The following is a 14117-nucleotide window of genomic DNA, read 5'->3' on the forward strand; positions in this document are numbered from 1 at the left end:
CCGGAAATACAGCCAGACGGCATAAGCAATCACGTCAGGCGGGAAACAGTGGCGGCGATAGAGGTGGGTGTTAGTCATGCCGTCATGTCGCACTTTACGCGGGCAGCCGCATTAACTTTACGGTGCCGGGTAAACTGTTCACCAATTCCACTGATGCTCTGCCATCCAAAAAGTTTGCGACAGAACCCCCAACGCCCTTCCGACAGTTCATCCAAGTTCGGGCTTGAAAACGAACCGAGAAGCTGCAAGCGGAATTAGCCGACTTGACACTGTGGGTATTTCACCAATAAATTTAACATTAGTTTCCGCGCGAAATGTTTTAACTTGATGTGAGAGAAGAATTGAAACGCAAAATCCGAAACATGGAAGAATTTGCGACAATCAGTGGGATTTCCCGACCCACCGTCTCGAAGTACTTTAACGATCCGGAAAGCGTGCGCGCTTCTACAAGAAAAAAGATCGAAGAAGCGCTGGAAGAGTACGACTATCATCCGAATGTATTTGCGATGAACCAAAACAGGCGTACTACCAAGAATATCGGTGTTGTAGTACCTAATCTGGCTGACCCCTTCTTTTCCGAGATCGGCAGACGCGTGGAACTTGCGTGCATTGACGCCGGTTACAGCCCAATACTGCTCAGTTCGCACGGTAATCCGGAAATGGAGCGAGACAATCTTAACTCACTCAGATCCCTCAAACCTGCTGGTGTCTTATTGGCACCGTTCGGAAGGTTCTCCGACACAGACGCTGTAAAAGCATTTGACGAAGAAATTCCGGTCGTTTTGTTTGATGCCAACATGAATGATGTCGGGCGGGCATTTGTTGGTACCGATCATTTTCAGAGCGTTGACCTGATGGTTGAGTATCTCTGTCGCAGCGGTGAGCCGCCTTGTTTTTTCGAAATGAAGAAACCCCTAAATCCGAATGCCAACAAGCACAGGCAAGCTTATATCGAAAGCATGGAGCGTCACGGTCAATCGCCAAATATCTTTCAAGTCAGTGGGGAAGGCTGGGATTTCGAAGAAATTGGAAAAGTCGAAGGCGGACGGCTCCTGTCCGAGGGGGCATTTAGTACCAACACGATCCTGTGTAGCAATGATCGCTTTGCTATTGGTCTTTTGTCCGCTGCGTATGGCCTTGGATACAAGGTCGGTCATGGTCAGGAGTGTAACCTCCGCATTGCTGGACACGATGATCACCCATTTTCTCGGTTCACGTGCCCGCCCCTGACAACAATTGCGCAGGATTACGAAGCTATCGCGAATTGGTCAGTCTCCACACTGTTTTCATTGTTCGAGAACGGAGAAGCCCTGACGGAAAGACAGGAAAAACTGTTTGAGGGCCGTTTGATTATGCGGGAGTCGGCTTGAGGCAATGTTAGTCGCGCAATTACCCGTAAATTTACGCGCGTAAAATTCTAATTGACTTCGCGTTGCGATTTTGACTATGGTCGAAGTCATCATCCAACGAGGAGGAGAATTGGGATGTCATTCAAACAAGCTTTATATGCGGCGACGGCAATGACACTCGTCACTGCAAGTGGCGCACTAGCGGAGAATCTAGTCATCGCCACCGTGAACAATGGCGACATGATTCGCATGCAGGGGTTGACGCAGGACTTTACCGATAAGACCGGCCACACTGTCGAGTGGGTCACATTGGAAGAAAACGTTCTGCGTCAGCGCGTGACCACAGATATCGCTGCTAAGGGCGGTTCTTTCGACATCATGACCATCGGCATGTACGAAACGCCGATCTGGGGCGCCAATGGATGGCTGGTCTCGCTTGACGATCTTTCTGCCGATTACGATGCGGATGATATTCTGCCAGCCATGCGAGCCGGTCTGAGCCACGACGGTACTCTCTATGCCGCGCCATTTTATGGCGAAAGCTCGATGATCATGTACCGCACTGACCTTATGGAGAAGGCCGGTCTTGAAATGCCTGAGGCACCAACCTGGCAATTCATCCGCGAAGCTGCTGCGGCAATGACCGACCGAGATAATGACATTAACGGTATCTGCCTGCGCGGAAAAGCAGGCTGGGGTGAAGGCGGTGCCTTTATCACTGTAACCGGCAATTCCTTCGGTGCGCGCTGGTTTGACGAAGACTGGAATGCCCAGTTCGATCAGCCAGAGTGGAAAGAGGCGTTGACCTTCTTTGTCGACATGATGCAGGAATCCGGGCCGAACGGCTACGCGACCAACGGTTTCAATGAGAACCTGAACCTGTTCCAGCAGGGCAAGTGTGGCATGTGGATTGACGCCACCGTTGCGGCTTCGTTTGTGACCAATCCTGATGACTCGACCGTCGCCGACAAGGTTGGCTTCGCGCTAGCACCGAACAGTGAAGGTGTTGATAGGAAAGCAAACTGGCTCTGGGCATGGGCGCTGGCGGTTCCGGCCGGAACGCAAAAGGAAGCTGCAGCAAAAGAGTTCATCGAATGGGCGACGTCAAAAGACTATATTGAACTTGTCGCCGAAAACGAAGGTTGGGCGAACGTGCCTCCGGGTGCGCGTACATCGCTGTACGAAAACCCCAACTATCAGGCGGTTCCCTTCGCCCAGAAGACGTTGGATTCAATTCTAGCGGCTGACCCGACAAATCCGACGGTTAAGCCGGTTCCCTATGTTGGCGTCCAGTTCGTGGCAATTCCGGAATTCGCAGGCATTGCGACCGAAGTGAGCCAGGAATTCTCAGCAGTCTATGCAGGCCAGCAAACCGTTGATGAGGCGCTTGCCAAAGCTCAGGCGCTGACAAACGATGCTATGGAAGCAGCTGGCTACCGCTAAGCGCTCCATCGGTCTCGGGGAACACTCTTCTCCCAAGTGTTTCCCGGGACGCCATCAAATTTCAAAAACTTTGCACTGTCTAAGATAGCCTTATGGCAATCAACAGAGGAGGTATGCCCGATGGCTACTAAACATTCCCGATCAGCGGCGCGGCTTATGATGGCCCCAGCGGTCATCTTGCTCCTCGGCTGGATGCTCGTTCCCTTGATCATGACGCTCATTTTTTCATTCAAGCAATACCTTCCACTGCGAGGCGGAGACCTTGGGTGGGTCGGTTTCGATAACTATGTTCGCTTCGTCAGCTCAAGCGCGTTTTGGCCATCAGTGATAGCCACCCTGACCATCGTCGGTGGGGTTCTTTTGATCACCGTGATCTTTGGCGTATTGCTGGCAATTTTATTGAACCAGCCAATGTGGGGCCAAGGTGTTGTCCGCATTCTGGTTATTGCTCCGTTCTTTGTCATGCCGACGGTTTCAGCGTTGGTGTGGAAAAATATGTTCATGGATCCGGTGAACGGCCTGTTCGCGCATCTGTGGCGCTTTTTCGGGGCCGAACCGATTGCGTGGCTGTCGGAGGCTTCACTACCTTCAATCGTCATGATCGTTTCCTGGCAATGGTTGCCGTTTGCCACATTGATCCTTTTGACTGCAATCCAATCTCTCGACGGGGAACAGTTGGAAGCGGCCGAAATGGACGGTGCACCGCCGTTAAAGCGGTTTGGCTACATCACTCTGCCGCATCTCAGCCGTGCGATTACGATCGTGGTTCTCATTCAGACGATCTTCTTACTTGCAATATTTGCAGAAATATTTGTCACGACTGGAGGTGCTTTTGGCACCCGTACGCTGACCTACCTGATTTTCCAGCGTGTTCTTGAAAGTCAGAATGTCGGCCTCGGTTCTGCCGGTGGTGTCTATGCAATCATTCTCGCCAATATCGTTGCGATCTTCCTGATGCGCATCGTCGGCAAGAACCTGGACGCGTGAGGAGGAAAAAATGGCCCGCGCAGTAACTCAACAACGTAAGATCATCAACTCAGCCTTAGCTTGGGGTGTTGGACTGCTGATCTTTTTCCCTATCCTTTGGACCGTCCTAACCAGCTTCAAAACCGAAGCCACTGCAATTGCTGACCCTCCGGTGTTTCTGGCATTCGATTGGACGCTTGAAAACTACTCTGCGGTGATGGAGCGGTCGAACTATGCCCGCTTCCTTTGGAACTCGATCATCATTGCAGGTGGTTCGACAATATTGGGTATCATCGTAGCTGTCCCCGCGGCCTGGTCGATGGCGTTCGTTCCTTCCAATCGCACCAAGGATATTCTCCTCTGGATGCTGTCCACGAAAATGCTCCCGGCGGTTGGTGTTCTGTACCCCATCTACCTGATCTGCATCAAACTAGGTATCCTCGACAGCCGAGGCGCACTGGTCATCATCCTCATGCTGATGAATCTGCCGATCATCGTCTGGATGCTGTACACATACTTCAAGGAAATCCCCGGTGAGATCCTTGAAGCGGCTCGAATGGACGGTGCGACGCTGAAGGAGGAGATCCTTCATGTTCTCACACCAATGGCAATTCCCGGCATAGCTTCAACCCTGCTGCTGAACTTTATTCTGGCTTGGAACGAGGCGTTTTGGACACTGAACTTGACGGCAGCCAATGCGGCTCCTCTGACGGCCTTCATTGCCAGCTATTCCAGCCCCGAAGGCCTGTTCTTTGCCAAACTAAGTGCAGCATCAACCATGGCCATTGCGCCAATCCTCATTCTTGGCTGGTTCAGCCAGAAACAACTTGTCAGCGGCCTGACCTTCGGCGCCGTCAAATAAGGAACTTGACCAATGGGACAAATTAAACTCAACCAAGTGACCAAAAGCTTCGGCGACGTTCAAGTCATCCCGCCTCTGGACCTCACGATTGGAGACGGCGAGTTCACGGTTTTTGTCGGACCTTCGGGCTGCGGTAAATCCACATTGCTGCGGCTGATCGCAGGGCTCGAAGACATCACCTCAGGTCACATCGAAATCGATGGCTCGGATGCGACCGATGTGCCCCCTGCCAAGCGCGGTTTGGCTATGGTTTTTCAGTCTTATGCCCTTTACCCGCATATGTCGGTGCGCAAAAACATTGCGTTCCCGATGAAAATGGCAGGGATCGATGAAGACGAGCAAAACCGCCGGATTGAGGGTGCAGCAAAGGCGCTGAACCTCACCGATTATCTGGATCGGCGTCCGGGACAATTGTCAGGCGGGCAGCGCCAGCGCGTTGCAATCGGTCGGGCAATTGTTCGTGAACCAGCGGCATTCCTTTTCGACGAACCGCTGTCCAACCTCGACGCGGCCCTGCGCGTTGGTATGCGGCTTGAAATCAGTGAGCTGCACGAGCGGCTCAAGACGACGATGATCTACGTGACCCACGATCAGGTCGAAGCCATGACGATGGCGGACAAGATCGTCGTTTTGCGGGCTGGTGTGATCGAACAGGTGGGTTCACCACTGGAACTCTATCACAGTCCACGCAACGAATTTGTCGCGGGCTTCATCGGGTCTCCGAAAATGAACCTGATCAAAGGTGCTGAGGCCGAGAAGAACGGAGCAGCCACAATCGGTATTCGCCCTGAGCACACGGATGTCAGCACAACTGATGGAATGTGGAAAGGCGTTGTCGGGGTGGCAGAACACCTTGGCTCGGACACTTTCATTCACGTCCATGACACAGGTCTTGCTGACATGGTTACCGTGCGGATTACCGGTGATATCCAAGCCAAGCACGGCGACACGATCTACCTGACGCCGCAAATGGACAAGCTGCATAAGTTCGACGCTCAAGGGCTGAGGGTCGACTAATGCAACTGGCTGGAAAAACAGCCCTGATTACAGGTGCCGCCCGAGGAATCGGGCGGGCCTTTGCCGAGGCCTACGTCAAAGAGGGCGCGCGGGTCGCCGTCGCCGACATCAATATCGATGGTGCCCGCCAAAGCGCTGCAGCACTTGGTGAAAATGCTATCGCAGTGGCTCTGGACGTGACCGACCAGATCAGCATCGAGAACGCCGTTTCCAAGACGTTAGCGGAGTTCGGTCACATCGACATTCTTGTTAACAATGCCGCACTGTTCACAGCCGCCCCAATTGTTGAAATCGAACGGGATGACTACCAGCGCGTTTTCAACGTCAATGTAGCGGGTACGCTCTTTACGATGCAGGTCGTCGCCCGACACATGATTGAGCGCGGGAAAGGTGGCAAGATCATCAACATGGCGAGCCAAGCCGGAAGGCGCGGTGAACCCTTAGTCGCGGTCTATTGCGCAACAAAGGCGGCGGTCATCAGCCTGACACAATCTGCGGGACTGAACCTGATCAGGAGCGGAATAAACGTGAATGCAATTTCTCCGGGTGTCGTCGATGGCGAGCACTGGGACGGCGTAGATGCGTTCTTTGCGAAATACGAAGACAAGGTGCGTGGACAAAAGAAGAAGGAAGTTGATGCCGCCGTACCCTACGGACGCATGGGCACTCCGGACGATTTGACTGGCATGGCGGTTTTTCTGGCAAGCGATGCGGCGAATTACATCGTCGCACAAACTTACAACGTGGATGGTGGGCAATGGATGAGCTGATCTCCCTTTCGAATGCAACACTCGATCAACTGACCGTCGAACGCCCTAGATATGATCGTGCCGCCCTGAAACCTGGCATCGTGCATATTGGCGTCGGCAATTTCCACCGTGCGCATCAGGCGTGGTACCTGCATCGCTTGATGCAACAAGGCAAAGCCATGGACTGGGCCATCATCGGCGCGGGCGTACGACCCTATGATGCGGCTATGCGGGAGAAACTGCTTGCCCAGGATTGCCTTACGACCCTAATCGAACTTGACCCGGAAAAAATCTCTGCGGAAGTCATAGGATCCATGATCGACTACTTGCCCATTGAAGAAGGCAACGGGGCACTAATTCGCACCATGTCGGATCCGGCTATTCGCATCGTTTCAATGACAGTAACGGAAAGCGGTTACTACATTGATCCAGTCACCAAGGGGTTTGACACCAACCATCCTGAAGTTCAGCACGACGCAACAAACCCTTTAGCGCCGCGCACCGTATTTGGTGCCATCGTGGCCGCACTCCGCCTGCGGCGCGACGCCGGGCACGCACCCTTCACTGGGCTGAGCTGCGACAACCTGCAGAGCAACGGTGACGTCCTTCGGCAAACCGTTATTTCGATGGCTCGCATGTCTGACACTGAACTCGCAGATTGGATCGACGCCAACGCGACGTTTCCGAATTCGATGGTGGATTGCATCGCCCCTTCGACGGGTCCAAGCGAACTTGCGCTTGCTGTAGACTTTGGCATCGATGATGCCGTTGTCGTTACGCACGAAGCCTACCGCCAATGGGTTATTGAAGATAAATTCTTCTCCCGGCGTCCAGATTGGGACGAGGTTGGCGCAATCTTCACTGATGACGTTCACGCGTTCGAAACCGTGAAAATCCGCATACTCAATGCCGGGCATCAAGTTCTTGCCAATGTTGGTGAGATATTAGGACTTCAAACGATCTCCGAATGCATGAGGAACCCTGTAATCTCGCAATTCTTTGGTAAAGTTCAACGGACTGAGATAGCGCCGACAGTTTCGCCGGTTGCTGGGAAAAGCCCGGAAGAGTATATAAGCCTTGTTGAAAGCAGGTTCTCAAACCCACGGATTGTCGACACTACTCGACGGGTGGCTTTTGACGGATCGGCGCGCCACACAGGTTTTGTTTTGCCGATTTTGCAAGACCAGCTGAAGGCAGGGCGTTCCATTACCGGCTTAGCCCTGGTCGAAGCATTATGGGCGCGTATGTGCGCAGGCACGCGTGAAGATGGTAGCGTGATCGAGGCGAACGATCCAATTTGGGATAAGCTGACTGAGGCCGCCCTTGCCGCCAAATCAAATCCGGCCGCGTGGCTCCAGCAGTCCTGGATTTATGGCGATTTAAAGAACTCCATACAATTCTCCGATGCGTTCTGTAAGTGGCTTGAAATGGTTTGGCAGAATGGTTGCGAAGCTGCTCTTATCGCGTACGTTGAAGGAGTGTGAGGCGACACTGTGGATTTTGTGGCTCATATTTTGGTAGGAAAAAACGGTAGGCCGACCAGGTGTGTGAGGCTCGTAAATTGCGGGTGTGTTGGAGCTGCAATGAAGAAGTTCATGCAAAGCACACTTGTCCCATCTGCGATGCCAAATGAGGCTGGAGAAAAACGTGAGACCAGAACAGCTTAGAATGACTCGCAACGCGCCGCGGTTGTCTATGAAGGAATTTGCCGATTTGTCGCGGGTGTTTCATATGACCGTGCATTGGTTTGAAGCCGGAAAAAGTGGCGTGAAACACGCAAGGATGTGTCACAAACTATGAGGCCCAATTGACGAATATGCGTGATCTGACGTTCGTTCCCGTCGAATAGATTTCGGACAGGATTCAACATGATCTCACTGAAAGGCTGCGAATTCTTCAAGGATGCGGTTGTTGAACGGAGCGTTCTTTTCGGTCGGGTCGAAATTCGAATAGAAGCCGCGTGTGTCGGCGTGCCATACGTCAACAAGAGCACCCGAAAGCGGGTTGCCGTCTTCATCGCTTACAACGCCGGTGATGATCAGGCGTTCGCCTTCATCTTCGTTGTCGCTCATGCGGGCCGAACCTTCGCTCAGCGGAGCGCCTTCAACATAAAGCGGGCCTTCGATGGTGCGCGGTGTGCCGCCTCCCATGCCGATTTCTTCGTCACGGGCGTCCAGCACAAGGTCCATGAAATGTTCAAGGCCGACACCCGGGATCATAAGGCCGTATTCGTCGGCCCCTTTCCCGAGATAGGCAACGGCGCCGCAAAGTTCGTCTTCGGTCAAGTCGTGACGTTCGATCAGGGCAAAGGTCTGCTCCAGAAGGGCACGCAGAACGGTTTTCAGACGCTTATCACCGCCTTCCTGATCTTGGCCGCTGGCACGATCCAGAAGATCCTGAACCAGTTTAGTGGGTGTAATGTTGGTCATAGTACTGCCTCCCTAAGGTTGGCTTGACCTGCTCGCGCGTGAACTACGATATTGTCGGATAATATCAGATTTGCCGTTAGTGCCATGTCACGCGAATGTTAAGCTATGCCGGTGCTGGTATCGGGTTATACTCTTGGCGTTGCCAGAGGAAACCAGAATGTGCCCGTGTGAACTCACGGTGAAGTGCATTTCATGATATGTCTTTCTTTTCAACCGATTATGGGTTTTCACCAGTTTGGTTTCGAAGACCTCCGCATGCGTGTGGTAGCCGAGACATTTGCGGGGCGTAGCATTGAAGCGATGGCAAATCGGCCTCAAAAATCGATTTGTCAGAGCCGTTGGTTTGATTGAAGGAGGCAGATACTTCCGCAACCTGTTGTCTGTGTTCTCGACAGTGCTTTTCTGGTGCGGCGCCTGCGGATCACAGAACTATGCGTCCACACAGACCCCAGCTTTAAGGTGCCTCCAGGCCGAGAACTCGGTGCCACGGTCGAAGGTGATCGACTGGCGTGCATCTGCGGGTAGGGGGCGAGCCCCTGGATCAGTGGTTCCATAATCGTTTTTTGATTGACGATCTTCGTTACCTATGACGACGGCGTACCTGCTGGCACGCTCGACGAGGGAGGTCACGTTCACCTTTCCGTGCTCCTTGCGTAACATCATCAGATCGCACTCCCAGTGGACAAACTTCGCGCGTTCTGAGATGCGCTCAGGTTTTTGCGATAGGCTTTGAACATCGAAGATGTGTGCCCGGTTGTGTTTGCGGTACCCCCGTGGCTTGCGGCGACGGCGATGTTCTGGAAGGTGACGATAGAACTGCTCCTCGCGGCCGTCCTTGGAATAAGCGAAATTATAGATCGTCTCGTGGCTCACGCGGATCGGATGGTGTTCGAGCCGCATCCGGCCTGCAATCTGCTCCGGTGACCAGCCAGCCTTCAGCCGATCTTCGGTGGCTTCCTTCAATTAGGGGTGCAAGATCATCTTTCGATGGATTGCGCGGCGTTTCTCATACATGTCCTGAGCATTCAGCGGGTAGTAGTCGTTCAGTTCAGGCAATTCGGTGTCCGTATATCGGTTGCGCTTGATGTCTTGGTAGATCGTGTGAGGGTCGCACCCCAATCGATCTGCGATCTCTGAAAATGGCATTTTGGCTTCAAGTCACCTTGCAAGCTTGCGTCGTTCGTCCAGCTTCAGGTGACAGTAGTGACTTCCCATTCTTCATACTCCATGCAACTCTCTGTTTTAGTACAGAATATGCACTTCGTTTGTGAATCCACCCTACTTCAACTTTGAATCGCAGAAGCTAAATTGTGTTTAAATATCCAGAAAAGCTGACGCTACGCGGATCTCCGTTTGTGGCGGCACCAAGTTATATTTCACTACCGTTACGCGACTACTGATTTTTTCAGAACCAAAAAGGTCATCATCCCCAGCGGCGGCAGAGACCTTTGCTCTTCGACGACAAGGGCATCCTCTTTCAACACTGTTTCGATCTCGAAATCAGAATGCCAGCCAATTGTATTTGCCAGCGGAGCAAAGACTCGTTCTAGAGATGCAAGCATCCCATGCTTTCGTTGAAAATGGTTGGTGATCACCACTCTGCCACCCGGTTTGCAAACCCTCGCTATTTCCGCCATCACCTTTTTCGGTTCTGGAACGACCGACAGCACATGCATTGCTGCAATCGTATCGAAATGGTTTTCCGGAAAATCAAGCGTACGGGCATCCATTTGCCGTAGCTCTTCGACATGGTTCAGAGATAGGCCTTTTACTTTTTCTTGTGCCTTTTGCAGCATGTCCTCGCTGAAATCGATCCCGGTCACCCGCATTTCCGGCCTGTAATGTTTCAGGGACAGCCCGGTACCCACGCCCACCTCCAACACTTTGCCGGGGCGTTTATTGATGTATTCAACCGCGCGCTGTCGCCCGACATTCGTGACAGTTCCAAACGTCTTGTCGTAGACGGGCGCCCAGCGAGCGTAGGAGGTTTGAACGGCTTTGATGTCCATATCGAGTCCTTAACGGTTAGAAGGTATTTCCCTGTCAATCCATGCCCAGGCAACCATTCCCACATAACCGACACACAGCGCGATCAGCGTCGCCCAAGCGAATGTAAGAAGCGCGGCGCCAACAACAGCGACACCGATGAGAAAAAACTTCGCGTTCTCCCGCGAAATCCGCGTGGTCTTGAAAGACCAAGTCGGTATGCGACTGATAAGCAATAGACCGATGATCACCATGTAGAGGCAAATCAACATACTGGGCAGCAATGGGGCATCTGCGAAGGCGAAGGACAGATACATTGGCAACATGACCAGAAGCGCCCCCGCGGGGGCCGGAACCCCCTCGAAATAGGCACTGTCGTGATCGCAGGTCTCGGATTTGCTACCCACATTGAACCGGGCCAGCCGCATGACGCAACACACCGCAAAGAACAGAACTGCAAGCCATGCCGCACTGCGTATATCCTGCAAGGCCCAGAAATAGAGAACGAGCGGTGGGGCCACTCCGAAGTTTAAAAAATCCGCGAGTGAATCGAGCTCGGCGCCCAGTTTGCTGTCACTGCTGAGCAGGCGCGCGATGCGGCCGTCCAACCCATCCAGCACACAGGCAGCGATAATAAGTTGCACCGCAAGAACGTAATTGCCCTGAACGCCAAATCTGATTGCCGACAGGCCCGCGCAAATAGCAGTTATGGTCAGTGCATTGGGCAACAAATGGATCAGCGCAAACCCGGTCTCTTCCTGTTTGGATGGTTCGGTCACTGATCTAGCTGCCTATTTTCTTTTTAATGCGTGGGCAAACTGGCAAGAACGGTTTCCCCAGCAATCATCGTTTGCCCGACACGTACCTGCGGCTCCACGCCATCAGGAAGGTAAACATCCAGCCGAGACCCGAACCGGATCAATCCAAATCGCTGTCCGGTTTTCAGCGCGTCGCCCGGTTTCACGAAGCAGACGATCCGTCTGGCCACCAGGCCGGCAATTTGGACAACGGCCAGGTCCTGACCATTCCCCATCCGAATACGCAGGCTGTTGCGCTCGTTGTCGGCACTGGCCTTGTCCAGAGAAGCATTGAAAAACTTGCCGGGGCGGTAGGCAACAGCGGTAATCTCACCTTCAATAGGCGTTCGGTTCACATGACAGTTGAAGACACTCATGAACACACTGACGCGAGTAAGAGGCGTGTCGGGCATCCCAAGCTCGTTCGGCGGTACCGCTGCTTCGATCAGCGAAACCACTCCGTCCGCGGGGCTGACGACCAACCCTTCTCCTGTCGGTGGCACGCGTTTCGGGTCGCGAAAGAAATAATAGCACCAGACCGTGAGACCGACTCCGATCCAGCCCAGAATGTTGGACAGTAGAAATAGACCGACTGTTATGGCGGCAAAGATTGCGACAAACCGAATACCTTCAGGGTGCATCGGTTTGATGAATGTATCGCGCATGCGCATCGCAAACTTTCCCTTGGGGTCAATTGACGGCACTTTCATAAGTGGATTAATGCGGAACGCAAGTGTGACTAAAACCGTAAGTGTAAATCGATGTCAGGGTGTTACTGCTTGGTGGGCGCCTCTCGTGGCACTTTGGTTTCGAAATTGCATCCGGTAAGCTAAACTATGTTAGTTATACTCTGAGTTGTTCTACAATCTTGATAAATAAGCAACTAGTCGGCTTGAAAGAGTTGGACTATGCGCACGTTCAAACCATTAGCAATTTTGATAATCGTCTTCAGTCCGGGGTTTCTCTCCCCACGCTCGATTCCACCAATATATGTTCGATCTAAATCTACTAGGTGAGCAAAGGTCTCTTGAGAAAGATCCTTTGCCTTTCTCAGTTCTCGAACGCGAAGTCCGAATGCTCTTATCTCTGATTGCTCCGCCACACTTGCAAAGCCCTTCAAATGACGACATGTCGTCTAGGGGCTAATCGCATCTTTTTGAATGCAGACCGATGCAGTTCATCACTCTATTCGCAAGCAAAGGCGGCGCACGCCGTTATTCAACGACCCTAGCGTTGAATGCGGGCTATCTCTTTCTTGAGAAACGGGTACTTCTGGGCGACGCCTACGCCAATGTTCGGTCAGACCAAATGCGCAGATGTCCGTCTCTCTTCGATAGTTGGAATGCGTGGATCACTCAAAGCGGGTTGAATTCCACTGACCTATCGGTTGCTGAATGTTCGTCCCGGCCGAGCTGGCGGAACGGCGCGAGCTTCCGAACTGGGTGGGATTGATCTCGTCCTACTTGATGCAAGAGCAGCGGATTTCCCTATGCAGCAAATGGCAGCTGCAATGTCTGACCTGATAGTTGCATCAGCCCTAACGTCTGAACAGGCGAAAGACGCCCTAAACGCAGTGATCCCTTTCCTGAACGATCAGCACAAGGCCCTTAGCTTGATTTCGGTGAATGCGACAGGCTTGGCGATTGCGTATGAAAGCACCGGCAGCGAAGTTCAAATGGCGAGCGAAGCTGACGTTGCAGCCCTAGATATCGAAGTCGGACAGTTCATTTTGGACGAAATCGCCTATCACTCCAACGCTCTCGACTTTGGCCTTAATAGTAGCCCAGCGATGGGTTTTCATGCCGCCCGAATCTTTTGCAGCGCTATTGTGACAAACCGCATGCCTGGAACCCAGGCCAAGGATCCGCCCCCGCCATTCATAAGGCCCAGAGACAATGTGTTCGAAACAGTGCTGATCGGACGATGAGGGTTCACCACAGAAAGTACCGACCGTACCAAGAGCCGCTCGGTGGCCACAGCCTGAGCCGTCATGACGCGGGCAACACGTCCTGCCTAAAGCTCACCACTGTCAAGTTGCAATAAATCCGTTGGGGGCATCTTTGAGGCCGCATTGTACCTATACCAGCCAGCCCCTTTGGGAAATTCCCGGCAAGAGATTTGGCGGGATTTATGCTAACTGTTCTGCACAATAGGAACAGATTAAACCGTCTGGTCAGCACCGGCACCGGTGGCATCGCCAACTTGTCAGAGCGTACTGAACCGGTTTCGCTTTACGCCTGAAATACCGCCCAAAACGCGGGTTACGGCCAGCAGGAAACTTCGCAGTAAAGTGAACCAGGATCACACATAACACCAAGCATAACTGGTATATGCGGTTTCAGTCGGCCTTGTTTTCTCAGCGAATGTGGCACGTATGGTGCAGCGAAGCTTCGAATACGTCTCCTGCTTCTCGGCATCGTTGAGAACAGGCACTAAGGTGATCGACGGGTACAAAGCTTCGATAGAGTTATTGTCATAGGTGTATATCCACGACGATGTTTCATTGAGCAGCAAAATAC

General features: G+C 52.8%; 13 protein-coding genes and 1 pseudogene. 8 read left to right on the forward strand and 6 right to left on the reverse strand.

Annotated features, from left to right (window positions below):
• The first annotated feature begins 341 nt into the window (after positions 1 to 341).
• The 7 genes from AB1A64_RS15460 to AB1A64_RS15490 all read left to right on the forward strand — a co-directional run bounded on the left by AB1A64_RS15460 (position 342) and on the right by AB1A64_RS15490 (position 7870).
• Positions 342 to 1370 (forward strand): LacI family DNA-binding transcriptional regulator, encoded by a 1029-nt coding sequence (locus tag AB1A64_RS15460; RefSeq protein WP_366552222.1) that lies wholly within the window; start codon positions 342 to 344, stop codon positions 1368 to 1370.
• A gap of 114 nt (positions 1371 to 1484) precedes the next feature.
• Positions 1485 to 2792 (forward strand): sugar ABC transporter substrate-binding protein, encoded by a 1308-nt coding sequence (locus tag AB1A64_RS15465; protein ID WP_366552223.1) that lies wholly within the window; start codon positions 1485 to 1487, stop codon positions 2790 to 2792.
• Between the two features lie 120 nt (positions 2793 to 2912).
• Positions 2913 to 3779 carry a sugar ABC transporter permease gene (locus AB1A64_RS15470; RefSeq protein WP_170719459.1) on the forward strand — a complete coding sequence of 289 codons (867 nt, stop codon included), beginning with the start codon at positions 2913 to 2915 and terminating at the stop codon, positions 3777 to 3779.
• Positions 3780 to 3789: 10 nt separating this feature from the next.
• Positions 3790 to 4620 (forward strand): carbohydrate ABC transporter permease, encoded by an 831-nt coding sequence (locus AB1A64_RS15475; RefSeq protein WP_366552224.1) that lies wholly within the window; start codon positions 3790 to 3792, stop codon positions 4618 to 4620.
• 12 nt (positions 4621 to 4632) lie between these two features.
• On the forward strand, positions 4633 to 5637 hold the full coding sequence (locus tag AB1A64_RS15480) for an ABC transporter ATP-binding protein (RefSeq protein WP_366552225.1): 1005 nt from the start codon (positions 4633 to 4635) through the stop codon (positions 5635 to 5637).
• Positions 5637 to 6407, forward strand: a complete 771-nt coding sequence (locus tag AB1A64_RS15485; protein WP_366552226.1) for an L-iditol 2-dehydrogenase — start codon at positions 5637 to 5639, stop codon at positions 6405 to 6407. The genes AB1A64_RS15480 and AB1A64_RS15485 overlap by 1 nt, the downstream gene beginning before the upstream one ends.
• Entirely contained in the window at positions 6395 to 7870 is a 1476-nt protein-coding gene (locus AB1A64_RS15490; protein ID WP_366552227.1) for a mannitol dehydrogenase family protein, read from the forward strand. The genes AB1A64_RS15485 and AB1A64_RS15490 overlap by 13 nt, the downstream gene beginning before the upstream one ends.
• A 390-nt stretch (positions 7871 to 8260) precedes the next feature.
• On the opposite strand, the gene AB1A64_RS15495 is transcribed toward AB1A64_RS15490, so the two are convergent.
• The 6 genes and pseudogenes from AB1A64_RS15495 to AB1A64_RS15520 form a co-directional block, all read right to left on the reverse strand.
• Complete coding sequence (locus AB1A64_RS15495; protein ID WP_366552228.1) at positions 8261 to 8815, reverse strand: dioxygenase; 555 nt, start codon at positions 8813 to 8815, stop codon at positions 8261 to 8263.
• A gap of 225 nt (positions 8816 to 9040) precedes the next feature.
• Positions 9041 to 9961: pseudogene (locus AB1A64_RS15500) on the reverse strand (IS30 family transposase); the annotation flags it as partial.
• Between the two features lie 239 nt (positions 9962 to 10200).
• The gene (locus tag AB1A64_RS15505; protein ID WP_366552229.1) at positions 10201 to 10824 is read right to left on the reverse strand and encodes a class I SAM-dependent methyltransferase; all 624 of its coding nucleotides are present in this window, start codon (positions 10822 to 10824) and stop codon (positions 10201 to 10203) included.
• Between the two features lie 9 nt (positions 10825 to 10833).
• Entirely contained in the window at positions 10834 to 11580 is a 747-nt protein-coding gene (gene pssA, locus AB1A64_RS15510) for a CDP-diacylglycerol--serine O-phosphatidyltransferase (protein ID WP_366552230.1), read from the reverse strand.
• A gap of 23 nt (positions 11581 to 11603) precedes the next feature.
• The gene (locus AB1A64_RS15515) at positions 11604 to 12269 is read right to left on the reverse strand and encodes a phosphatidylserine decarboxylase (RefSeq protein WP_366552231.1); all 666 of its coding nucleotides are present in this window, start codon (positions 12267 to 12269) and stop codon (positions 11604 to 11606) included.
• Positions 12270 to 12481: 212 nt separating this feature from the next.
• Complete coding sequence (locus AB1A64_RS15520; protein WP_366552304.1) at positions 12482 to 12700, reverse strand: helix-turn-helix transcriptional regulator; 219 nt, start codon at positions 12698 to 12700, stop codon at positions 12482 to 12484.
• Between the two features lie 285 nt (positions 12701 to 12985).
• On the opposite strand from AB1A64_RS15520, the gene AB1A64_RS15525 reads away from it, so the two are divergent.
• Positions 12986 to 13525: a hypothetical protein gene (locus AB1A64_RS15525; RefSeq protein ID WP_366552232.1), complete on the forward strand. Its 540-nt coding sequence runs from the start codon at positions 12986 to 12988 to the stop codon at positions 13523 to 13525.
• The last annotated feature ends 592 nt before the right edge of the window (positions 13526 to 14117 follow it).

Source organism: Ruegeria sp. ANG10 (genome assembly GCF_040705255.1).
Lineage (GTDB): Bacteria > Pseudomonadota > Alphaproteobacteria > Rhodobacterales > Rhodobacteraceae > Ruegeria.

Coding starts and splice junctions, on each gene's coding strand:
- AB1A64_RS15465 (WP_366552223.1), top strand. CDS start 1,485: ATGTCATTCAAACAAGCTTTATATGCGGCGACGGCAATGACACTCGTC.
- AB1A64_RS15470 (WP_170719459.1), top strand. CDS start 2,913: ATGGCTACTAAACATTCCCGATCAGCGGCGCGGCTTATGATGGCCCCA.
- AB1A64_RS15475 (WP_366552224.1), top strand. CDS start 3,790: ATGGCCCGCGCAGTAACTCAACAACGTAAGATCATCAACTCAGCCTTA.
- AB1A64_RS15480 (WP_366552225.1), top strand. CDS start 4,633: ATGGGACAAATTAAACTCAACCAAGTGACCAAAAGCTTCGGCGACGTT.
- AB1A64_RS15485 (WP_366552226.1), top strand. CDS start 5,637: ATGCAACTGGCTGGAAAAACAGCCCTGATTACAGGTGCCGCCCGAGGA.
- AB1A64_RS15490 (WP_366552227.1), top strand. CDS start 6,395: ATGGATGAGCTGATCTCCCTTTCGAATGCAACACTCGATCAACTGACC.
- AB1A64_RS15495 (WP_366552228.1), bottom strand. CDS start 8,815: ATGACCAACATTACACCCACTAAACTGGTTCAGGATCTTCTGGATCGT.
- AB1A64_RS15505 (WP_366552229.1), bottom strand. CDS start 10,824: ATGGACATCAAAGCCGTTCAAACCTCCTACGCTCGCTGGGCGCCCGTC.
- AB1A64_RS15515 (WP_366552231.1), bottom strand. CDS start 12,269: ATGCGCATGCGCGATACATTCATCAAACCGATGCACCCTGAAGGTATT.